The organism is Mycobacterium sp. NGS18, from assembly GCF_059813185.1.
On sequence record NZ_JCALEC010000012.1, the window covers coordinates 1 to 21,862 of the forward strand.

A 21,862-nucleotide genomic window follows, 5' to 3' on the forward strand; every position below is an offset into this window, starting at 1 on the left:
TGATCCCGTTGGAAGCCACCGCACACCAGACCAACGCGCCGATGGAGACCGACAACCACATCACACTGGCTTTCAAGGCCCCGCTAGCCGACATCGACACCTACGTGACCGCGATGCACGCACGCAGGGACTACACCCTGGTGCGACCCGCTAATGGCTGTCCTTCGCCGCTGAGCGGACAGCCTCTAGTAAGGGAGCCACCGCCATCAACCGAGCTGTGGTCTGACTCCGGAGTCTTCGAACGCTGCGCACCGGTTGAGCAGTGGCAGATGTACAGCGATGAATGGACCACGCGCGAACAACGGTCGGAACCCTGTACCGCCAGGCCGACATTGACCCCAGCGGCACAGAAACCGTTAACGTGCTTTTCACACCGAGCGGGCACAACTTGTAGCCGCCGCACCAGCAACTGCGGCCGCCGAAGACGACCACAACTTCAATCGTGGGCAGGCCGACATCGCGACTGGAGCCGCCGATAACGTGAACGGCAGATTCACCGCGCTGGGTTGGGCGAATCGCCGACGGGTCGAGAACTACGAGCCGCAGACCTTCGCAACCCGCAGCAGCATTCGCCAATTAAAGCAGTCGCTTGACTGATCGGGGCGAAGCGGGTTGAGTCGAACCGCTGCGGTGTTCTCCGAAACGAAGGGTTGTCGATGGTCAACGAGCTGGCGGGTCGAACGGCGATCATCACCGGGGGAGCATCGGGTCTCGGCCGTGGCATCGCCGAGCGGTTTCTCACCGAGGGCGCCCGGGTGGTCATCGCCGATCTGGATCCCGAGCACGGCGAGGCGCTGGCGCGCGAACTCGGCGCTGATGCGACGTTCCGGGTCGCCGATGTCGCCGACCCGGCCCAAGTCGGCGCGTTGGTCGAGGCCACCGTTGCGAAGTTCGGCGGGCTGGACGTCATGGTCAACAACGCCGGCGTATCGGGCACCATGCACAACCGCTTCCTCGATGACGACCTGGCCGACTTTCACCGCATCATGGCGGTCAACGTGCTCGGCGTGATGGCCGGCACCCGCGACGCCGCGCGGCAGATGTCCAAATCCGGCGGCGGGGCGATCATCAACCTGACCTCGATCGGCGGCATTCAAGCCGGTGGCGGGGTGATGACGTATCGCGCCTCCAAGGCCGCGGTCATCCAGTTCACCAAATCCGCGGCAATCGAGTTGGCCCACTACGAGATCCGGGTCAATGCCATCGCCCCCGGCAACATTCCGACACCGTTTGTGGCGTCGTCGGCCGCGGCGAATCTGGATGAGGAGGCCATCGTGCGCTATGAAGCGGCGATCCGCGAGACGATGCGCGCCGACCGGCCGCTCAAGCGCGAGGGCAGCGCCAGCGATGTCGCCGAGGCCGCGCTGTACCTCGCCGGTGAACGATCCCGGTATGTCACCGGGGTGGTGCTACCGGTCGACGGCGGGACTGTGGCCGGCAAGGCCATCCGCCGGCGCAGCGACCAAGCCCGTTAAATCAAGCGCTTGACTTAATTCGCGGAACGGGGTTGACTGGCGGCCGTGACCACCGCTGATAGGGCAGTGCGGGCCGAGCGGGCGAACTCCACTCGGGAAGCGATTCTGACCGCCGCGGAGCAGTTGTTCGCCGAGCACGGGGTGTTCGCGGTGTCCAACCGCCAGGTCAGCGAGGCTGCCGGCCAGGGCAACAACGCCGCGGTCGGCTACCACTTCGGCACCAAAACCGACCTGGTGCGCGAGATCGAGCGCAGCCACCGGGCGCCGGTCGAGCGGTTGCGCGAGCAGATGGTCGCCACTGCCGCGGGCTCGGCGGAACTGCGGGACTGGGTGTCGTGTCTGGTCCGGCCACTCACCGATCACCTTGCCGCACTGGGTAATCCGACCTGGTACGCGCGCTTCGCCGCACAAGTGATGGCAGATCCCGCCTACCACGACATCGTCGTCAAGGACGCCCTGAGTTCACCGTCCCTGGTGCAGGTCATCGAGGGCATCAACCGCTGCCTGCCGGACCTGCCGGCGCCGGTCCGCCAGGCCCGCAACGTGATGGCCCGCAATCTGTTGATGCACACCTGCGCGGACTGGGAACGCGCGCTGGCCGCCGGCAGCAAACCGAAAACCAGCTGGCAAGAGGCAAGCTCCAACCTCATCGACGCGATCGTGGGATTGTGGCGCGCCCCGGTCACGGGAGGAACCGCATGAAAGTCACCGCCGACCAGAACATCTGCGCGTCGTCGGGGCAGTGCGTGGCCCTCGCGCCCCAGGTATTCGACCAGCGCGACGAGGACGGCGTCGTCGTCGTGCTCGACGAGAACCCGCCCGAAGAACTGGCCGAAGCCCTTCGGCAGGCGGAACGCGTCTGTCCGTCCGGAGCCATCAAGATCGTGGAGGAGTGACAAGCGTGACCGACGCAACCACCATTGCGGCCACCGAAACACCGGAGTACCCGATGAGCCGGGACGGCCGGTGCCCGTTCGCCCCGCCGCCGGAGACCATGGCGCTGGCCGCGCAGGCTCCGCTGAGCCGGGTGCGGATCTGGGACGGCAGCACCCCGTGGCTGATCACCGGCTACGAGGCGGTACGCACGCTGTTCTCCGACCCCCGGGTCAGCGTCGACGACCACCAGCCCGGCTTCCCGCACTGGAACGAGATGATGCGCGCCAGCGTCGATCACCGGCCCAAGTCGGTGTTCACCACCGACGGCGCCGAGCACATCCGCTACCGGCGGATCCTGTCCCCGTCATTGACCATGAAGCGGGTCGACGCGCTGACCCCGGTGGCGCAACGGATCACCGACGAGCACCTCGACGCGATCCTGGCCGGCCCGCAACCGGCCGACCTGATCGAGGGATTCGCGCTACCGATTCCCTCCCTGGTGATCAGCGAACTGCTCGGCGTGCCCTACGAGGACCACGAGTTCTTCCAGCAGCACGCCACCATGGGCGTGGATCGCAACGCCACCTCCGACGACCTCGCCGAGGGCGCCACCGAACTGTCCAAGTATCTGGTCCGGCTGCTGGAGTCCCGGATGGCCGAACCGGCCGACGACATGGTCTCCGACTTGGGCAAGCGGGTGAAAAACGGCGAGCTGTCGGTGCGCGAGGCCACCCAGCTGGGCACCGGGATGCTCATCGCCGGCCATGAGACCACCGCCAACATGATCGGCCTGGGCATCGTGGCGTTGCTGCACGAGCCCGACAAGATCGCCGAACGTACCGCGGTGTTCCGCGGTGACGACGACGCCGCGATCGCCAACGCGGTCGAGGAACTACTGCGCTACCTGTCGATCATCCACACCGGCCAGCGCCGGGTCGCCCTGGACGACATCGAGATCGGCGGCCAGACCATCCGGGCCGGCGACGGCATCATCATCGATTTGGCCCCAGCCAACTGGGACGGCACCGTCTTCCCCGAGCCCGAGGTCCTCGACTTGGCGCGGCCGGCCCGCCAGCACATGGCGTTCGGGTTCGGCCCGCACCAGTGTGTGGGCCAACAGCTGGCCCGCGCCGAGATGGTGATCGCCTTCCGCACCCTGTTCCGCCGCATCCCGACGCTGAGGCTCGCGGTAGGCGTGGATGAGATCCCGTTTAAGAACGACCGGCTCGCCTACGGCGTCTACGAGCTCCCCGTCACCTGGTAACCCGCCCGATTGGAGTGGATTGAGATGTCAAGTAGCGCAACGCAGACCGCTGAATTCTATCCGCCGGGCGGATACGGGGCACCCAAAGACCGTCGCGGCCAGGCCCGGGGCGTCGCCGGCAAGGTCGGCCTGCCCGCCGGCACCGAGATCTTCTCCGCCGACAACCACATCTCGCTGGCCGACGACATCTTCTACCAGAAGTTCCCCGAGGAACTGCGCGACAAGGCGCCGCGGATCTGGTACGAGGACGGCGCCTACATGGTCGGGCGCAAGGGGCAGACCTTCCTGCCCGGCGACTTCTCCGCGGTGCTGATGCAGTACGACGACCTGGCCGGCGCCGCCAGCACCAACATCGAGGCGCGCATCGCCGAGCTGGCTGAAGACGGCGTCGACAAGGAGCTGGCCTTCCCCAACGCCGTGCTCGCGCTGTTCCACTTCCCCGACAAAGAGCTGCGGGAGCGGGTCTTTCGCATCTACAACGAGTACATGGCGGAGCTGCAGGAGCGCTCGGGTGGCCACTTCCACGGGGTCGGCCTGATCAACTGGTGGGATCCCGCCGGCACCCGGCGCACGCTGTCCGAGCTGAAATCTTTGGGGCTCAAAACGTTCCTGCTGCCGCTCAATCCCGGCAAGGACGACGACGGCGCCATCATCGACTACTCCAGCGAGGCGATGCGCCCGGTATGGGACGAGATCGAGGACGCCGGGTTACCGGTGACCCATCACATCGGTGAGACCCCCCCGAAGACTCCGTGTGAGGTCAACAGTGTCGTCGTGGGCATGATGATCAATGTCGACTCGTTCCGGGAGATGTTCTCCAAGTACATCTTCGGGGCCATCCTGGACCGTCACCCGAAGCTGCGGGTCGGTTGGTTCGAGGGCGGAATCGCCTGGGTGCCGTCAGCGCTGCAGGACGCCGAGCACCTGCTGGCCTCCTACCAGCACATGTTCAACCACCAGTTGGAACACCCGATCCGGCACTATTGGGACACCCACATGAGTGCGTCGTTCATGGTCGACCCGCTGGGATTGCGACTGATCGACCAGATCGGGGTCGATCACGTGATGTGGTCGTCGGATTACCCGCACAACGAAAGCACCTTCGGCTATTCGGAGAAGTCGCTGGCCAGCGTGGTGAACGCGCTGGGTCCGGAGGCCGCCACGAAAGTGGTGAGCGGCAACGTCAAGGCGTTTTTGGGACTGTGACAGTGGCGTCGGCGACAGCGTCGGCCACCGAGGCCGGCAGCGTCGAGATTTCGGACGTTATCGACCGGGGCCGGCTGCGTCGGGAGACCGGCGCCCGGTTGCGGGCGGCGATGGCCGACCGGGGTGTCGATGCCCTGGTGCTGTTGGGAAACGACGCGGTCACCTACGCCACCGGAACCAGTTGGCGCCTCGGCGACGCCGGACTGTCCCACGTCGAACGACCGGTCGCGGTGGTGCTCGCCGATGACCCGTGGCCGCACGTGTTCCCGCCGTTTCGGGACGGTTGTGATTCGGAACTGCCCGCCGATCATGTGCACGGGCCGCTGTATCTCGAATTCGACGAGGGCGTCGACCATTTCGCGCGGGAGCTCGCCGGTCTGGTTCCGCGCACCGCCGTGGTCGCGATCGACGAGTGCACCGGCGCCATGCGACGAGCCCAGCAACAGCTGTTTCCGGGCCGGCGGCCGGTCGATGCGGCTCAGCTAGTCAGCGCAGCCAAGCTGATCAAGACCGCCGACGAACTGTCCTACATCCGCGCCGCGTGCCGGATCACCGAGCGGGCGATGGCCGGGGTACACGAGGCATTGGCACCCGGGGTCCGTCAGATGGAGCTGTCGGCACACTTTCTGCGGGCGGCTTTCGAATCGGGCGCCGACGCTAGCATGGTGGAGCCGATCTGGCAGGTGATGCCCGACAGTAGAAGCTCCGGCGTGTGGACCACCCACGGCGATCTCGCGTTGCCGCTGCTGGCCACCGGCCGCGAGCTGACCGCGGGTGATGTGTTGTGGACTGACGTCTCGATCAGCCACGGCGGCTACTGTTCGGCTTTCGGCCGGACCTGGATCGTCGGGGCCGCCCCGACGTCGCGTCAGCAGGCGCAGTTCCGCCGGTGGCGAGAGATCCTGTCCGCGATGCTGGAGCGGACCCGCGCCGGCGCCACTGCCGGCGATCTGGCTCGCGCGGCCACCGCCGCAAACGGGCGGCAGCGGCCATGGCTGCCGCACGGCTATCTGGGCCACGGTCTGGGCGTGGACCCCGTCGAGACACCGATGATCGGCACCGACCTGGGTGCGGAGTTCGACGAGAACTTCGCCTTCGAGCCGGGCATGGTGCTGGTGCTGGAGCCGATGGTGTGGGCCGACGGCACCGGCGGATTCCGCGGTAAAGAAGTCGTGGTGATCACCGAGGACGGTTTCCGCTCGCTGACCGATTACCCCTACGCGCCCTACAGCGAGTGCTGATGACCACGACTACCGAGGTGTTGCCGGACGGTCTCGCGCTGCGCCGGGGCCGTCGCGAGCGTGCGCTGGCCGAGATGGAAGCCCACGACCTGGATGTACTGGTGCTAGGGCGCCAGGCTAACGTCCGCTATGTCACCGGGGCGCCGCAGCGCTGGGCGGCAGGAACCCGCCCGTTCGGTCCCAGCTGCGTGCTGGTGCGGGCAACCGGGGCGGTCCACCTGCTGAGTACCACAGATGACGGGGTGCCCGAGGACATTCCGCACGAGAATATTCACGAGAACTCGTGGAACCCGACGAATATCACTGCGGCGCTGGCGCATATCGATGGGGCGTTCACCGCGTGCCGGGTGGGAACCGACGCGATATCACCGCTGTTCGCGCAGCTGCTGCCGCTGGCCTTCCCCAAGGCCGATCTCATCGATGGCGAACTGGTCATGCGGGCGGCCCGGCGGATCAAGACGCCCGACGAAGTGGTGGCGCTCCGCGGTGCAATTGGAGTGGCCGAGTCGGCGTTGGCAGCGACCGTGGCGGCACTCGAGCCCGGTGTCAGCGAGCAGGCCCTGGCCGGGGTGCTGATGGAGGCGATGATCGCCGCCGGGGTCAGCAGCCCGGCGAATCAGGACATCGCCTGGGTGACGTCGCGGGAACAGCCGTGGCGTCGCGCGGCCGGCGATCGCCGGGCGCGGCCGGGTGATCTGGTGGGGTTCTCGGCCGGGGTGCTGGCCGGCGGCTATGTCGGTGAAGCGGGGCGCACTCACCAGGTCGGCGGAGCGCCGGACCGCAAAGCCGCAGCGCTGTACGGCCGGTCAGAAGCGCTGTGGCAGCGCCTATCCGGAGCCTGCCGGCCGGGCGCGGCGGGCAGTGCTCTGCTGAGTGCCTACGCCGAGGCCGGGGAGCCGTTGCCGCCGGTACCGGTGGCCCACGGCCTCGGAATGGGCTTCGATCTGCCGGTCGTATCGGCTCACCTTCCGCAGACCGCTGCTACCGAGCGGTTGGAGCCTGGAATGGTGCTGGCCGTCACCGGCTACGTGTTCGAGCCCGGTGTGGGTGCGGTGTTCGGGCGCGAAGCGGTGCTGATCACCGATGAGGGCCACGAAGTGTTGACCACCAGTCCGTCCAGTTAAGGAGCAGAATGTCGGGTACGCCAGGCACTTCCGAACGGCCGTCAGCCGAGGAGATCATCCGCTACCACAAGGATCCGGCCACCAAGATCGCCACGATCACCTTCGATCGGCCGGAGTACCTCAACGCGCCGACCTCGGCGGCGCGACTGCGGTATGCGGACCTGCTGCGCGGGGCTAGCGTCGACAACGACGTCAAGGTGGTGGTGATCCGCGGTGTCGGGGACAACCTGGGCAGCGGGGCCGATCTGCCGGAGTTCATGGAGGGCGTCGAGGCGCCCGAGATGCGGCTCGCAGAACTGCGTTTGGAAGGCGACCTGGGAGCTGACGTCAACTATCCGCCCAAGGGCACTTTCCGCAACGGTGCCACCATCAGCGCGTGGTACGCCAACGTGCAGGCCGGCAACCGGCCGCTGCAGGAGCTCAAGAAGATCAGCATCGTGGAGGCCAAGGGCTACTGCTACGGCTGGCACTTCTACCAGGCCGCCGATGCCGACCTGGTGATCTCTAGCGACGACGCACTTTTCGGTCACCCGTCGTTCCGCTATTACGGGTGGGGACCGCGGATGTGGACCTGGGTGCAGATGATGGGGCTGCGCAAGTTCTCCGAGATGGTGTTCACCGGACGGCCGTTCACCGCCGCCGATATGGAGAAGTGCAACTTCCTCAACAAGGTGGTGTCGCGCGACGAGCTCGAAGCCGAAGTCGACAAGTACGCGCTGGCGTGCGCGCGTAACCGTCCGGTCGACACCGTCTTCATGCAGAAGATGTTCTTCGAGGTCTACAAGCAGCACCAGGGCGAGTACATGGGCAGCCTGCTGTCGGCGTTCTTCGAATCGATGGGCTCCGGCGTAGCACCCGACACCGACGACCTGATGCTCGACGACGCCATCGAATCGGGCCTGTCCGGAGCGGTCAAGGACAACGACGCGAAATTCCCGCCCGACTTCCGGCTGAGCAAGTCCAGCCGCAACAAGGATTCCTGACGCCGTGACACCGCTCGACGGCTTCACGGTCATCGATCTCTCCACCGGGATCGCCGGTGCCTACTGCACCAAGATGCTGGCCGATGGCGGTGCCGAGGTCATCAAAGTCGAGTCGTCGCAGGGCGATCCACTGCGGTACTGGTCGGCCTCGGGTGCCGACACCGCCGGCGACGGGGCATTGTTCAGCTTTCTGTCCGGCGGCAAACGAAGTGTCTTGGTGGACTTCGGGGCCGATACCGACTGCGACACCGCGCTCGTCGACCGTTTGCTTTCCGGCGCTGACGCCGTCATCTGGTCGCGCGGTTCGACGGTGGCCGAGCATCCCGCATTTGCTCCCCACCAGATCACTCGCGACCATCCGCATCTGATCGTCACCGCCATCACACCCTTCGGGCTGGACGGTCCGTGGAGCGACCGCCCGGCCACCGAATTCACCTTGCAGGCCTGGTCGGGCGGGATCTTCGGGATCGGGCGCGGATCCCAGGATCTACCACCGGCATTCGTCGGCGGGCAGGTCGGCGAGTACCTTGCCGGCGCCTACGCCAGTGCGCTCACCCTGGCCTCGTGGTTCGCCCGGCGTGACGGTGGTGAGCTGTTGGATCTGTCGATGCTCGAGACACAGATCATGGGCCTGACCTACTACCCGGTGACCTACTTCGAGATGCTGGAGAAACCGTGGCGCGACACCCGCAGGCTCACCGTTCCCGGCATTGCCACCGCCAAGGACGGCCTGGTGGATGTCGGGTGCGGCACTGCCCAGCAATGGTTCGACCTGTGCGCGATGACCGGGCATCCCGAGTGGATCGACGAGCAGTCGCCGCTGTCTATCACCGAGCAGGCCAACGAGAAGGCCGAGGAGATCTACGCCTGGTTCAAAGACCAGACGATCGAGGAGATCCGAGATCTGGCCACCGCGTTCCGGATCCCGAACGCCCCGGTCGGCAACGGCGCCAACGTCACCGAACTGGATCACTTCCAGGCGCGGCAGGTCTTCGTCACCAACCCGCGCGGCGGATTCATCCAGCCCGATCGCCCCTACCGGATGCCGGAACTGAGCTGGGGACCCCCACAGCCGGCGCCGCGCCTCGGCGAGCACACCGAGCACTACCGTTCGGCGCCCCCACCATCCCGTGTCGCCGGTGGGGGTGAGCAGCACGATGCCGGGCCGTTCAGCGGCCTGCGGGTGCTGGACCTGACGACGTTCTGGGCCGGGCCGAGCTGCACCCATCTGCTGGCCATGCTCGGCGCCGAAGTCATCCATATCGAATCGACCGGCAAACCCGACGGTACCCGGCTCATCGCCGGAATCCCCGCCAGTGAATCGCAATGGTGGGAGCGTTCACCGATCTTCTCGGCGCTGAACACCAATAAGCTGGGGCTGGCAGTGGATCTGCGCCGCGATGCCGGCCGCGAGATTCTGCGGAAGCTGGTCGCGACCGCCGACGTGATCGTGGAGAACTTCACCCCGCGGGTGCTCGAGCAGATCGGCTTGGATTTCGACACGGTTCGCCGATTGCGGTCAGATGCAATCCTGTTGCGGATGCCCGGTTTCGGGCTCGACGGGCCGTGGCGTGACAATCCGGCGTTCGCCTATGCGATCGAGGCCGCCGCCGGCGTGAGCTGGTTGACCGGCTTCCCCGACCGCAACCCGTTCGAGCCGTATTCGGTGGGCGACCCGAACGCCGGGGTGCACGCCCTCAACGCGCTGCTGCTGGCGCTGGAGCATCGTCGCCGTACCGGCGAAGGGGTACTGGTGGAAGCGGCGATGGTCGATGCTGCCCTCAACATCGCCGCCGAGCAGGTGATCGAGTACTCGGCCTACGGGGCACTGTTACAACGCGACGGCAATCGGGGTCCGACCGCGGCGCCGCAAAACCTGTACCGCACCGCCGATATCGACGAGTTCGGCCGCCTGGACAGTTGGGTGGCCGTCGCGGTCAGCAGCGATGACCAGTGGACGGCGCTCTGCGAGGCACTGGGCCGTCCTGCTTGGGCCCTGGACCCGAACCTGGCGACCGCAGCAGGACGCCGCGAACACCACGACCTCATCGACTCCCGGGTCGGTGCTTGGTGCGCCGAGCGCAGTGGCGACGAGATCGTCGAGTTGCTCTGGCCCTCCGGTATCCCGGTGGCCAAAGCAGTGCAGCCCCACCGGCAGGCCGAGTTGCCGCAACTACAGCACCGCGGCTTCTTCGAAGAGGTTGACCATCCGGTGAACCCGGCAGTGCGGCACAGCACGCTGCCGGTGCGTTCGACGCACGGGCCCAGGCGATTCCATCGTCGCCCGGCGCCACTGCTCGGTGAGCACAATCACGAGCTATTGGCCGGGCTGGGACTGACCAATGCCGAGATCGCCGTGCTGGAAGCCGACGGCGTAATCGGCAACGCGCTGGGTTAGTCGGTAACGCGCCTTCGCAATGACTCCGCGTTCACGGCCCGCATTCTTCTCGCACTTTTCCGCGCTGGGCGCAGCCTCAACGCTCAATCGCCACACCCGTCCAAGGTGTCCAGCGCAGCGCGGGTGTCGAGGTCGGTGAACGCCGCGGCGTACCGCTGCGCGAGCGCCAGGCTGATGTCGGGCCGCTGCCAGTTGTCGCCGCCGGACAGCGTGGCGATCCAGATCGCCAGGCCGTGCGCCGCCGAGGCTCGGTAGTGCCGCCAGATCTCCTCGACTGAGGGCAGTTCGGCGGACGGAAGGCCCAGGGCGCCACGGTATTCCTCGACCAGGTCACGCTCGGCGGCCTGCCGGTCGGCGATGGTCAGCGCGCCTTGCAGGAAGTAGCCGAGGTCCAGCGAGAAGTTGCCATGCCGGACCATCTGCCAGTCCAGGAAGCCGACGTCGCCGTCGGGCAGCACATAGGTGTTGCCGATGTGCGGGTCGCCGTGCAGCAGGGTCTGCGGCCCCCGGGTCAGGCTGCGGATGTAGCGGGCCCAGATCTCGCCGAAGAGTTCCGGACCGCTCATCGCGGTGATCTCGGCGGGAACCGAGTCGCCCAGTCGCTGGTAGGCGACGTCCAGCGGCGCAAGCTCCAGGCCGGCGAACGGCACGAACGGCTCCACCCACTCCAGCGCGGGATTGGCGGTAATGCGTTCGCCCCAGAATGCCCCGTGCAGGCGGGCCAAGCCGCGTACCCCGTGGGCCGCCTCGTCGAGGTTCAGCGGCCGGGTCGCGTCGCGCGGGTCGGCGCCGCGCGCCACCACATCTTCCATCAGTAGCAGGAAGTCGCGGCGCTGCTCGTCGATCACCGCCCGGTAGACCGCCGGATGATCCAGTGGCAGTTCGACTTGCGCGAGGAACAGTCGCGGCTCGTGGTATAGGCCACTGGTCAGCTCGACCAGATCGGCGTGCTCGGGGTCGACCGCCTTGACGAAGACGGTGGCCGGCCCGCTTCCGGCCGCGTAGCGCAGCGCCAGGCGAGCCCGCCGGTTGGTGCCGTCGTCGCGGAACGCCACCAAGATGTCCTCCACCACCGCTCCCGGGTGATGACCGCTGATGGCAGCGGTCATCCACTCCGGCGAAATCGCTTCCCAGCTATCGGGAATCGTCTGCGTCACTACTTGAGGCAGCTTCCGGCGTCGACGGGCAGGGTCACCCCGGTGATGTAGCGGGCCTCGTCGGATGTCAGGAACAGCACGGCGTTGCTGATGTCCACTGCGTCCACCCACGGAATCGGGAGGGTGTGGAAGAGCTGGCAGATCGGCGCCATGTCGTCGGGGCCCGGGTTTTCCAGGTCCGGCCGGAACATCTTCCAGGTGCCCTCGTTCATGATCATGCCGGTGCTGACATGGGTGGGGTGCACGGTGTTGACACGAATGTTGTGCTGCCCCAACTCGACGGCGAAGGAGCGCATGATGCCCACCACGCCGTGCTTGGCGGCCACGTAGTTGCCGCAGTGCGGGTAGGCCTTCAGTCCGCCGACAGAGCTGGTCAGGACGATCGAACCGCCGTTGCCTCCGGAGATCAGGTGCGGCACGCCGGCTTTGACCGTCTTCCAGACACCCGACAGGTTGATGTCGATCATCTCCTGCCAGTCGTGTTCGCTGCACTGGTCGAGGGTGTCGCCACCGTTGCCGATACCGGCGTTGGCGACGATGATGTCCAGGCGGCCGAGCTCCTCGACACCGGCATCGACCGCGGACTTGAGAGCGTCATAGTCGCGCACGTCGACCTCGGCGGTGTAGATCCGGCGGTTCAGCGCCTTGACCATGTCGGCGGTCTCGGCCAGCTCCTCCGGGGTGGCCGGCGGAATGGGCGAGTTCTCCACGATCGGCTTACAAACGTCGATCGCGATGATGTCGGCGCCCTCCTGGGCCAACCGCACCGCGTGGCTGCGGCCCTGGCCGTGCGCCGCGCCGGTGACGAACGCGACCTTGCCCTCAACACGTCCGGTCATGGGAAACCTCAATTCTGTTGTTGCGGAAAACTTCGGGTGACTAGGGGGTTCAGGGAACGAGCGCCGGCATGGAGACCCAGCCCCGCACCGTCGACGTCGGGGAGATCTGCGTCGCCGACAAGTCGACCTCCCACTCCGGGAATCGTTTGAGGATCTCCTCGAGAGCGATCCGCGCCTCCAGCCGGGCCAGGGCATTGCCCACACAGAAGTGGGTGCCATGACCGAATCCCAGGTGCGGGCGCCGTTCCCGGTGGATGTCGAACACGTCACCGTCCGGCGGGAACCGGCGGTGGTCGCGGTTGGCGGCGCCGATCAGCAGGAGCATCGCCGAACCTTCGGGCACGGTCTGGCCGTAGTACTCCACGTCGCGGGTGACGTAACGGGCCGCGTGCGGTGCCGGCGGCTCGAACCGGACCAGCTCCTCGACCGCCCGCGGGATCAGTGCCGGGTTGGCCGCCAGCTGCGCGCGCTGGTCGGGGTGGTCGGCCAGCACCTTGCCCGCCCAGCCGATCAACCGGGTGGTGGTCTCACTGCCGGCGGTCGCAAGCACGGTGAGGAACAGATGCAGTTCTTCGCGGGACATCCGGCGCCGAGTGCCGTGTTCGTCCTCGAACTCCGCATTCATCAACTCGGTGATCAAGTCATCGGAGGGGTTCGTGGTCCGGTAGGCGATGATGTCGGTGAACACGTCACCGGTGGCGATCGGGCCGTCCGGGTTGTCGGTCATCTTCTGACCGGGCTCGGTGCGGATGGTGGCATCGCCGTGCTCGGTGACGTGGCGCTGCTGATCCTCGGGAATACCCAGCAGCATGCCGATCACCCGCATCGGCATCTCCGCGCCGAGGTCGGTGACGAAGTCGAACCGGCCGGTGCCCACCAGCGGGTCCAGGCAGCGCGCGCAGAACTCCCGGATCTGCGATTCGAGGGCGTTCATCCGCCGCGGGCTGAACATCCCCGCCATCAGGTTGCGGTGGATGTCGTGGATCGGCGGGTCCTCGAAGATCAGGATTCCCGGCGGTATTTCCATTCCGGACTTGATGATCTCCAGGACGGCACCCTTGGCGGAGCTGAACGTCTGGTAGTCGGCGAACGCGCCGTGCACGTCGTCGAATCGGCTCAGCGCGTAGAAGTCGTGTTCTTCGTTGTAGTACAGCGGCGCCTCTTCGCGCAGCCGGCGAAACATCGGGTACGGATCGTTGTTGAGTTCGACGTCGTATGGGTCGTAGCGCGCTTCGTCGGTGGTGGTCACCGTCATGGTTGCCCCTTTGAGTGGGTGGGAGAACAGTGGTTAGAGGCCGGCGGGGACGGGAGCCGTCACGGGGGTGAATTCCAGGTGGAGTTCGGTCAGGCCGCGCAGGATGAACGTCGGTTCGAAGGTGAACCGTCGCTCGCCTGCTTGGCCATGCTGCGACTCGTCGAGCCGGATGTCGGTCATGCGATCCAGGATGCGTTCCAGCGAGATCCGGCTCTCGGCGCGCGCCAACGGTGAGCCCGGGCAGGTGTGCGTGCCGCGGGCGAAGGCCAGATGCTCGCGCACGTTGGGCCGGTCGATGCGGAACTCGTGCGGGTCGTCGAATTTGCGAGGGTCGCGGTTGACCGCGCCGGGGAACATCACCACCACGGTGCCGGCTTTCAGTTCGACCCCGCCGAGCGTGGTGGTCTTGCGCACCAGCCGTGGGTCGGTCTTCACCGGGCTCTCCATCCGCAGCGTCTCCTCGAGGAAGTTCGGGATCTTGCTGCGGTCCGCGCGCAGCTGCGCGACGAGGCTCGGGTCCTCGGCAAGGAAACGCAGTGCGGCACTGAGCAGTTTGGTGGTGGTCTCCTGCCCGGCCCCGAACAGGAACGTGGCGCTTTTGACCACGTCGCCGATCTCGGGAATCGACCCGTCCTCGTAGGTGGCGGTGGCCAGGTCGGTCAGCACGTCGGCGCGCGGATTCTCGCGCCGCTCACTGAGGTAGTTGCTGAATTTGCCGTCCAACCAGGCCAGCGGGTCGTGGGCCAGTTCTTCGTGATCGAGCGAGCCGATCCGAGCGCCCGGCTGCGGTGCGCCCAGCACCTCCTGGAACGTCGGGCGGTCCTCCTCAGGTACACCGAGCAGGTCGGCGATCACCAGCAGCGCGAACGGCCGGGCGTACTCGGAGAGGAATTCGCACTTGCCGCTGTCGATGAAGTAGTCCAGCTGCCGGTCGGCCAGCTGCCACATGAAGTCCTGGTTCTCCTTGAGCCGCTTGGGGGTGAGCAGCCGGCTCAGCAGTGACCGCGCCTTGGTGTGCATCGGCGGGTCCATGGTGACCATGTGCTCGGTCATCGGCATCAGGTGGCGGTGCGCCTCGATCTGCTCGCTGATGTCGTCGCCCTCAGGGGTGAACGGCAGCGGCGGGAAGGGCCCACCGACCGCGACCAGATTGGAGAAGGTGTCGGAGTCGCGGTAGATCTCGTTCGCTTCTTCGTGACCCGTCACGGCGAACACGCCGTAGACGTTCAGCGGGGTGACCGGGCCCTGGGCGCGCAAGTAGTCGAAGTACGGGTGCGGGTCGGGTACCAGGGACTGATCGGTGAAGAAGTCGATGGTGTCGAAGTCGGTCAACGTGGACCTCTCTGCAGAATGGGCTGACAGGTGCTGAGCATCTGCTTAGCATGGGTGGCACCGGGGGTCAAGGGTTGAGGCGGCATTACGATGGCCGCCGGACGTGTAAAGGTGGACGACGACGATGCAAAGCGGACGATATGCCCGAACCTAAGGGGCAGCGCAGAATTGGGGCCCCGGACGCCAAGAACCGGACATTGCTGCTCGATGCCGCCGAACAGCTGCTGCTGACCGCCGGTCACGGTGCGGTGAGCTCGCGCCGGGTAGCCGAGCAGGCCGGCCTCAAGCACCAACTCGTGCACTATTACTTCCGCACCATGGACGAGCTGTTCCTGGCGATGTTCCGCCGGCGCGGGGACCAGGGTTTGGCCGAACAGGCCGAGGTGCTCGCCTCGCCGCAGCCGTTGTGGGCGCTGTGGCGCTTCAACACCGACCCGGCGTGGACCGCGCTGACGATGCAGTTCATGGCGCTGGCCAACCAGCGGGAGGCGTTGCGGGCGGAGATCGCGACCTATGCCGAACGGCTTCGCGCCGAACAGATCGAGGCGGTGGCCGGACTGCTGGCGCGCTACGGCATCGACGCGCAAGAGTTTCCGGCGACGGTGTTGATGGTGCTGATGACCAGCGCGTCGCGGATGCTGATCATCGAACAAGAGGCGCTGGGCATGACCCTTGGCCACGCCGAGACCGTCGAGTTCGTCGAGCGCTGGCTGCGCCGACTCGAGGGTGAGCCGGGGGAGCCTGCCCCCGGCGCCGCACTGACCTCGGGGCACGCGGCGCATTAGCGTTGCGCCCGGCCCTGCTGCAAGCGATCCGCTGCCGCCCAATGCTCGTCGGAGACCCACAGCCGAGCGAACGCCGCCACCGCCTCGTCGGCCGACGCGCCGGCGAGCACACGCTTGATCTCGCCGGCTGACGGGTTGGCCAACGACCGTGCCAGGCCACGCCATTCGGCCTCGAACGACTCGCGGGGCACCACCCGGTTGACCAGGCCGATCCGTTCGGCGGCCGGGGCGTCCAGCATGGTTCCGGTGCCGGCCAGCAGCAGCGCCTGACTGTGTCCGACCAGGGCGGCCAGTCGCTCGGCGCCACCCCAGGCCGGCATGATCGCCAGCGACACCTGGTTGAAGGCGATCTTGACGTCGGCGGCGGCGATCCGGATGTCGGCGGCAACGGCCACCTCAGCGCCGCCTCCGAGCGCGTGCCCGTTGAGCGCGGCGATCACCGGCGCCGGAAAGGCGGCGATCCGGTCGCACAACAACCGCATCCGCCACGCCATGGCTTGCGCGTCGGACTCGGTGCGGATGGCGGCGAGTTGCTTGAGATCTCCGCCGGACACGAAGGCCCGATCGCCACCGCCGGTGATGACCACTGCCCGGGCCGCGGCGACCGCGTCCAGCGCGCGATCGAGCTGATCCATCGTCTCCGGGGCGATCGCGTTGCGCGCTTGGGGACGATCGATCGTGATGACCGCCAATCCTTCATCCAACTCGACATCAACCATGACTCTCCAATGAAGATATTGGCATTCTCGGATTAGGAGAATAACATCACGGGCGTCATGCGAAAGATTCCGGACGACCTGGCGCGGCACTACGAAGCCAACGGGTGGTGGACCCACGAGACCCTCGGTGACCTGCTCACACAGTGCTTGTCCGAGGCGGCGGACTGCCGCTTCGAGGTGCACTCCGAGGTCCGCCCATGGCGGGGCAGCTTCGGCGATGTCGAGCAGACCGCGCGCCGGCTCGCGGCCGGGCTCTCCGCCCGCGGTGTCGGTCCCGGCGACGTGGTGGCGTTCCAACTGCCCAACTGGATGGAGGCCGCCGCAACCTTCTGGGCCGCGGCGTTCCTGGGGGCGGTCGTGGTGCCGGTCGTGCACTTCTACGGGGCCAAAGAGCTGGGCTACATCCTGTCCGCCAGCAAGCCGCGGGTATTCATCACCGCCGAGAAGTTCGGGCGGATGACGTTTGCACCCGAACTTGTGGCGGATGTCCCGATCGTCGGGGTGGTGGGCGGGAGCGGTGCGAGCGTGGTGGGCGGGAGCGGTGCCGCACAGAACTTCGAGGACCTGCTGGCCGCCGAGCCGATGCCCGGCGTACTTGCCACCGACCCCGGCGCACCGGCGCTGATCGCCTTCACCTCCGGAACCACGCGAAACCCCAAGGGCGTCATCCACAGTCACCAGACGTTGTGCTTCGAGACGCGCCAGCTGCTCGCCAACTACCCCAAGGACCGCGGCCGGCAACTGACCGCAACCCCGGTCGGGCACTTCATCGGGATGATCGGGGCGTTTTTGATCCCGGTGCTGGAGGGCACGCCGATCGACCTCGCTGACGTCTGGGATCCCGCGAAGGCGCTGGCGTTGATGGCCGAGCAGGGCGTGTCGATCGGCGGCGGGCCACCGTATTTCGTCACCAGCCTGCTCGACCATCCGGATTTCGCTCCCGAACACCTACGGCACATCCGCCACGTCGGCCTGGGTGGGTCGACGGTGCCCGCGGCGGTCACCCGCCGGCTCGCGGATCTGGGCATCTTCGTGTACCGGTCTTACGGCAGCACCGAACACCCGTCGATCACCGGCTCCACCCCCAGCGCTGCCGAGGACAAGCGACTGTTCACCGACGGCAATGCGCGGCCCGGCGTGGAGATCCGGCTGGCCCCCGACGGGGAGATCCTGAGCCGCGGGCCCGACCTGTGCCTCGGCTATACCGACGACGCCTTGACCGAAGCGGCCTTCGACGCCGACGGCTGGTACCACACCGGGGACGTCGGGGTGCTCGATGCCGACGGCTATCTGACCATCACCGACCGCAAGGCCGATGTCATCATCCGCGGCGGCGAGAACATCAGCGCCGTCGAGGTCGAAGAGGTTTTGTTGGCGCTGCCCGCCGTCACCGAGGCTGTGGTGGTGGCGGTGCCCGACGCCCGCCTGGGGGAGCGGGCGGCGGCGGTCGTGCGCCTCAAGCCCGGGTGTGCGTTACCGACGATGCCGGAACTGCAGGCCCATTTCGAAGGCCTCGGCGTGGCTCGCCAGAAGTGGCCGGAGCAGCTGCACGAGGTCGACGACTTTCCGCGTACCGCCAGCGGCAAGGTGCAGAAGTACGTGGTGCGCCAGCAGCTCGCCGGCGAGGTTGCACCGACACCATTGTGAGAATATGATTCTCACGAGCCGAAAAGGAGCATTTCATGGGTCAACTGTCACACCGCGTCGAGATTCCTTTCCCGCTGTTCGACGCCGACAACCACCTCTACGAGCCGCCGGAGGCGATGACCAAGTACTTGCCCAAGGAGTACAAGGACATCGTCCAGTACGTCGAGATCAACGGGCGTACCAAGATCGCCATCCGCGGTCAGATCAGCGAGTACATCCCCAACCCGACGTTCTCCGTGGTGGCCAAGCCGGGCGCCTGGGAGGAGTACTTCAAGTTCGGCAACCCCGACGGCAAGACCAAGCGGGAGCTGTTCGGTGAGCCGATGAAGTCGATTCCGGCGTTCTTCGAGCCGGGGGCGCGTCTGGAGCTGATGGACGAGCTCGGCGTCGACCGCTCGCTGATGTTCCCGACGCTGGCCAGCCTGATCGAGGAGCGGCTGCGCGACGACCCGGTCGCCATCCACGTCATCATCCACTCGCTCAACCAGTGGCTCGACGAGGTGTGGGGCTTCAACTACAAGGGCCGGATCTTCACCACGCCGGTGATCACCCTGCCGATCGTCGAGAAGGCCATCGAAGAACTGGACTGGGTTGTCAAGCGTGGCGCTCGCGCCATCCTGATCCGCCCGGCCCCGGTGCCCGGCTTCCGCGGGCCGCGGTCCTTCGCGCTGCCCGAGTTCGACCCGTTCTGGGAGAAGTGCGTCGAATACGACGTCTTCGTCGGGATGCACTCGTCGGACAGCGGCTACTCCCGCTACACCTCCGAGTGGGACGGCGCCGCGCAGGAGATGCTGCCGTTCCAGACCAACGCCATGCAGATCCTCAATGAGTGGCGCCCGATCCAGGACGCGGTGGCGTCCTGGGTGATCCACGGCGCGCTGTTCCGCCACCCGAAGCTCAAGGTGGGCATCGTCGAGGCCGGCTCCAAGTGGATGTTCCCGCTGATGGAGTCCATGGCCGAGGTGTACAAGAAGGCTCCCGAAGCCTTCCTGGGCAACCCGATGGAAGAGATCAAGAACCGCATCTACGTCAGCCCGTTCTACGAAGAGGGCATCGACGACCTGATCAACCTGATCGGCGTGGACCAGGTGCTCTACGGCTCCGACTGGCCGCACCCGGAGGGCTTGGCCGAGCCGACCCACTACGTGACGGCGCTGTCGCACCTTTCCGTCGAGGACCAGGCCAAGATCATGGGCGGTAACCTCGGTCGCCTCGTCACCGTTTAGAGGTGCCCCGCTGGCAGACCATTCCCGAGATGGTCTTGAGCGTCGGCGATCGCTTCGGGGATGCCGAAGCGATCGCCGACGGTTCGTTACGGCTCACGTTCGCCGAGCTGGCGGAACGGGTTCGTTGCGCCGCAGGAGCATTCGCCGGCGCCGGGATCGAGAAGGGCGATCGGGCGGCGATCTGGGCGCCCAACTCAGCGGAGTGGATCATCGCCGCTTTCGGGCTGCTGACCGCCGGCGGCGTGCTGGTCCCGGTCAACACCCGGTTCAAGGCGGCCGAAGCCGACGACGTCATCCGCCGCAGCGGCGCCAAGCTGGTCCTGATCGAAAAGGGTTTCCTGGGTTTGGATTTCACCGCACCGCCCGGCGTCCCGGTGATCGACCTCAAGTCGGACTTCCTGAGTGCCGGTTCGCCGACGCAGCGCGCGGTCGACGGTGACGACATCGCCGACATCATCTTCACCTCGGGCACGACCGGCCGGCCCAAGGGCGTGATGATGAGCCATCAGCAGAATCTGCGGCTCTACGCCGAATGGTGCGACCTGGCCGACCTTCGTCAGGGCGACCGCTATCTGATGGTCAATCCCTTCTTCCACACCTTCGGCTACAAAGCGGGCTGCATCGCTGCCTGCATCCGCGGGGCCACCATGTTCCCGGTCAGGGTATTCGACGTCGATGCCGTGCTGGAACTCATTGAGACCGAACGGATCTCCATGCTGCCGGGGCCGCCGACGCTGTATCAGTCGCTACTGGACGCGGCCTCCGGGCGTGACCTGTCGTCGCTGCGCGCCGCGGTCACCGGCGCCGCCGATATCCCGGTGGATCTGATCCGGCGGATCCGCAGCGAATTGCCGTTCCAGTCCATCATGACCGGATATGGGCTCACCGAAGCCGGTACGGTGACGGCCTCGCGCCGCGGCGACTCATTCGAGGACATTGCGACCACGGCCGGCGTGGCCTGCGAGGACGTCGAGTTGCGGATCGCCGATGACGGCGAGGTTCTGGTCCGGGGCTACAACGTGATGGCCGGCTACCTCGACGACCCGCAGGCGACCGCCGAGGCGATCGACGCGCAGGGCTGGCTGCACACCGGCGACGCCGGGACGATCGACGATGCCGGCCGGTTGCGGATCGTCGGACGCAAGAAGGACATGTTCATCGTCGGCGGCTTCAACGCCTATCCCGCCGAGATCGAGGGCTTCCTGCGGGAGCATCCCGCCGTGGCACAGGTCGCGGTGATCGGCGTGCCCGATGAGCGCCTCGGCCAGGTCGGCAAGGCGTTCGTGGTGAAAGAGGCCTCCCACGGGCAGATTTCGGAATCGGATCTGATCACGTGGAGCCGGGACCGGATGGCCGGCTTCAAGGCCCCGCGGTACGTGTCGTTCGTGGACCGCTTGCCGCTGAACGCCACCGGCAAGGTGGACAAGGCGCGACTGGAGACCGAGTCCGGGGCGTGAGGCGTCATGTACGTCTGCCTGTGTGTCGGGGTGACCAGCCAGCAGGTGATCGACGCCGTCGAGGCCGGCGCCTCGACCACCAAGCAGGTCGGTGAGTGCACCGGTGCGGGCACGGTGTGCGGGCGCTGCAAGACCAACATCCGCGCCCTGATCGCCGCGTCCTCGCAGGAGACCGCGACGATGACCTAAGTCATCTAGTGCGGGTGCTGGCGTCGAGACGATACTGTCTTGGCCGTGGTGGATAAGACGGAGAAGATGTCGGCGCGCGAAACCAAGCGGCTGCAGACGCGGGAGCGACTGCTGGGTGCGGCGACCGCCGAGTTCAAGCGGACCGGGATGGCCCAGGCGGACGTGGGCGCGATCGTGGCCGCCGCCGGTGTCGCGCACGGCACGTTCTTCTTTCATTTCCCCACCAAGGAACACGTGCTGCTGGAACTCGAGAAGCGCGAAGAGGACCGGATGGCAAAGCATTTCGGCCGGTACCTGGACAAGGGACATGACCTGGAATCCGCCCTGACCGAGGCGGTGCGACTGGTGTTGGGGCTGGAACGCCGCCTCGGCGAGGTGCTGTTCAAGGATTTCCTGGCGCTGCACTTCTCCCAGACCCGCCCGGCCGCCGAGGGCGGTAGTGACCACGCCCTGGTGCTGCTGTTGGGCAAGCGCATCGAGCAGGCCCAGGCCGAGGGGGAGGTGGATCCGGAGGTCCGGCCGATCAACAGCGCGGTGTTCTTCTTGCTCGGCATCTACGCACTGGCGATCACCACCAACGATCCGATGCGTCACGAGTTGCTCGAAGATCTGGCGAAACGCACCATGCACAGCATGGCCGTGCTCGCCTGATCAATGCTTGTCGTCGGCGATATTACATGACTAGAGTC

At 66.7% G+C, this 21,862-nt stretch carries 20 protein-coding genes; 15 read left to right on the forward strand and 5 right to left on the reverse strand.

Annotated features, from left to right (window positions below; genetic code table 11):
• Positions 1–656: 656 nt before the first annotated feature.
• From AC5Y31_RS18785 to AC5Y31_RS18825, 9 genes are read left to right on the forward strand one after another with little or no spacing between them, the layout of a single operon-like run.
• On the forward strand, positions 657–1,475 hold the full coding sequence (locus AC5Y31_RS18785) for an SDR family NAD(P)-dependent oxidoreductase (protein WP_499982126.1): 819 nt from the start codon (positions 657–659) through the stop codon (positions 1,473–1,475).
• A 45-nt stretch (positions 1,476–1,520) separates the two neighbouring features.
• Positions 1,521–2,177 carry a TetR/AcrR family transcriptional regulator gene (locus AC5Y31_RS18790; RefSeq protein ID WP_499982128.1) on the forward strand — a complete coding sequence of 219 codons (657 nt, stop codon included), beginning with the start codon at positions 1,521–1,523 and terminating at the stop codon, positions 2,175–2,177.
• Positions 2,174–2,371 carry a 4Fe-4S domain-containing protein gene (locus AC5Y31_RS18795; RefSeq protein WP_301633623.1) on the forward strand — a complete coding sequence of 66 codons (198 nt, stop codon included), beginning with the start codon at positions 2,174–2,176 and terminating at the stop codon, positions 2,369–2,371. The genes AC5Y31_RS18790 and AC5Y31_RS18795 overlap by 4 nt, the downstream gene beginning before the upstream one ends.
• Before the next feature lie 53 nt (positions 2,372–2,424).
• On the forward strand, positions 2,425–3,615 hold the full coding sequence (locus AC5Y31_RS18800; RefSeq protein WP_499982225.1) for a cytochrome P450: 1,191 nt from the start codon (positions 2,425–2,427) through the stop codon (positions 3,613–3,615).
• A 24-nt stretch (positions 3,616–3,639) separates the two neighbouring features.
• On the forward strand, positions 3,640–4,821 hold the full coding sequence (locus AC5Y31_RS18805; protein ID WP_301633626.1) for an amidohydrolase family protein: 1,182 nt from the start codon (positions 3,640–3,642) through the stop codon (positions 4,819–4,821).
• Between the two features lie 2 nt (positions 4,822–4,823).
• Complete coding sequence (locus AC5Y31_RS18810) at positions 4,824–6,062, forward strand: M24 family metallopeptidase (protein WP_499982228.1); 1,239 nt, start codon at positions 4,824–4,826, stop codon at positions 6,060–6,062.
• Entirely contained in the window at positions 6,062–7,186 is a 1,125-nt protein-coding gene (locus AC5Y31_RS18815; protein ID WP_499982131.1) for a M24 family metallopeptidase, read from the forward strand. Before AC5Y31_RS18810 ends, AC5Y31_RS18815 begins: the two co-directional genes overlap by 1 nt.
• An 8-nt stretch (positions 7,187–7,194) precedes the next feature.
• On the forward strand, positions 7,195–8,169 hold the full coding sequence (locus tag AC5Y31_RS18820) for an enoyl-CoA hydratase/isomerase family protein (protein ID WP_301633630.1): 975 nt from the start codon (positions 7,195–7,197) through the stop codon (positions 8,167–8,169).
• 4 nt (positions 8,170–8,173) lie between these two features.
• Positions 8,174–10,567 carry a CoA transferase gene (locus AC5Y31_RS18825; RefSeq protein WP_301633632.1) on the forward strand — a complete coding sequence of 798 codons (2,394 nt, stop codon included), beginning with the start codon at positions 8,174–8,176 and terminating at the stop codon, positions 10,565–10,567.
• An 83-nt stretch (positions 10,568–10,650) separates the two neighbouring features.
• On the opposite strand, the gene AC5Y31_RS18830 is transcribed toward AC5Y31_RS18825, so the two are convergent.
• From AC5Y31_RS18830 to AC5Y31_RS18845, 4 genes are read right to left on the reverse strand one after another with little or no spacing between them, the layout of a single operon-like run.
• Positions 10,651–11,676 (reverse strand): phosphotransferase, encoded by a 1,026-nt coding sequence (locus AC5Y31_RS18830; protein ID WP_499982230.1) that lies wholly within the window; start codon positions 11,674–11,676, stop codon positions 10,651–10,653.
• A 47-nt stretch (positions 11,677–11,723) separates the two neighbouring features.
• On the reverse strand, positions 11,724–12,563 hold the full coding sequence (locus tag AC5Y31_RS18835) for a mycofactocin-coupled SDR family oxidoreductase (protein ID WP_301633634.1): 840 nt from the start codon (positions 12,561–12,563) through the stop codon (positions 11,724–11,726).
• A 49-nt stretch (positions 12,564–12,612) separates the two neighbouring features.
• Positions 12,613–13,818 (reverse strand): cytochrome P450, encoded by a 1,206-nt coding sequence (locus AC5Y31_RS18840; RefSeq protein ID WP_301633636.1) that lies wholly within the window; start codon positions 13,816–13,818, stop codon positions 12,613–12,615.
• A gap of 33 nt (positions 13,819–13,851) precedes the next feature.
• On the reverse strand, positions 13,852–15,150 hold the full coding sequence (locus AC5Y31_RS18845; RefSeq protein WP_301633637.1) for a cytochrome P450: 1,299 nt from the start codon (positions 15,148–15,150) through the stop codon (positions 13,852–13,854).
• Between the two features lie 140 nt (positions 15,151–15,290).
• Here AC5Y31_RS18845 and AC5Y31_RS18850 point away from each other — a divergent pair, with 140 nt between their 5' ends.
• A complete protein-coding gene (locus AC5Y31_RS18850) occupies positions 15,291–15,935 on the forward strand; it encodes a TetR/AcrR family transcriptional regulator (protein WP_065023262.1) in 645 nt (214 codons plus the stop codon).
• Here the strand turns inward: AC5Y31_RS18850 and AC5Y31_RS18855 are convergent.
• Entirely contained in the window at positions 15,932–16,654 is a 723-nt protein-coding gene (locus tag AC5Y31_RS18855; RefSeq protein WP_065023263.1) for an enoyl-CoA hydratase/isomerase family protein, read from the reverse strand. The two genes, AC5Y31_RS18850 and AC5Y31_RS18855, sit on opposite strands and share 4 nt — an antisense overlap.
• A gap of 57 nt (positions 16,655–16,711) precedes the next feature.
• On the opposite strand from AC5Y31_RS18855, the gene AC5Y31_RS18860 reads away from it, so the two are divergent.
• The 5 genes from AC5Y31_RS18860 to AC5Y31_RS18880 all read left to right on the forward strand — a co-directional run bounded on the left by AC5Y31_RS18860 (position 16,712) and on the right by AC5Y31_RS18880 (position 21,824).
• On the forward strand, positions 16,712–18,301 hold the full coding sequence (locus AC5Y31_RS18860; protein WP_499982136.1) for an AMP-binding protein: 1,590 nt from the start codon (positions 16,712–16,714) through the stop codon (positions 18,299–18,301).
• Positions 18,302–18,336: 35 nt separating this feature from the next.
• Positions 18,337–19,527, forward strand: coding sequence for an amidohydrolase family protein (locus AC5Y31_RS18865; RefSeq protein ID WP_301633641.1), 1,191 nt, complete (start codon positions 18,337–18,339; stop codon positions 19,525–19,527).
• Between the two features lie 2 nt (positions 19,528–19,529).
• On the forward strand, positions 19,530–20,984 hold the full coding sequence (locus AC5Y31_RS18870; protein WP_499982137.1) for a FadD3 family acyl-CoA ligase: 1,455 nt from the start codon (positions 19,530–19,532) through the stop codon (positions 20,982–20,984).
• A 6-nt stretch (positions 20,985–20,990) separates the two neighbouring features.
• Complete coding sequence (locus tag AC5Y31_RS18875) at positions 20,991–21,173, forward strand: (2Fe-2S)-binding protein (protein WP_065023266.1); 183 nt, start codon at positions 20,991–20,993, stop codon at positions 21,171–21,173.
• A 66-nt stretch (positions 21,174–21,239) separates the two neighbouring features.
• Positions 21,240–21,824, forward strand: coding sequence for a TetR family transcriptional regulator (locus AC5Y31_RS18880; RefSeq protein WP_499982231.1), 585 nt, complete (start codon positions 21,240–21,242; stop codon positions 21,822–21,824).
• Positions 21,825–21,862: the final 38 nt, after the last annotated feature.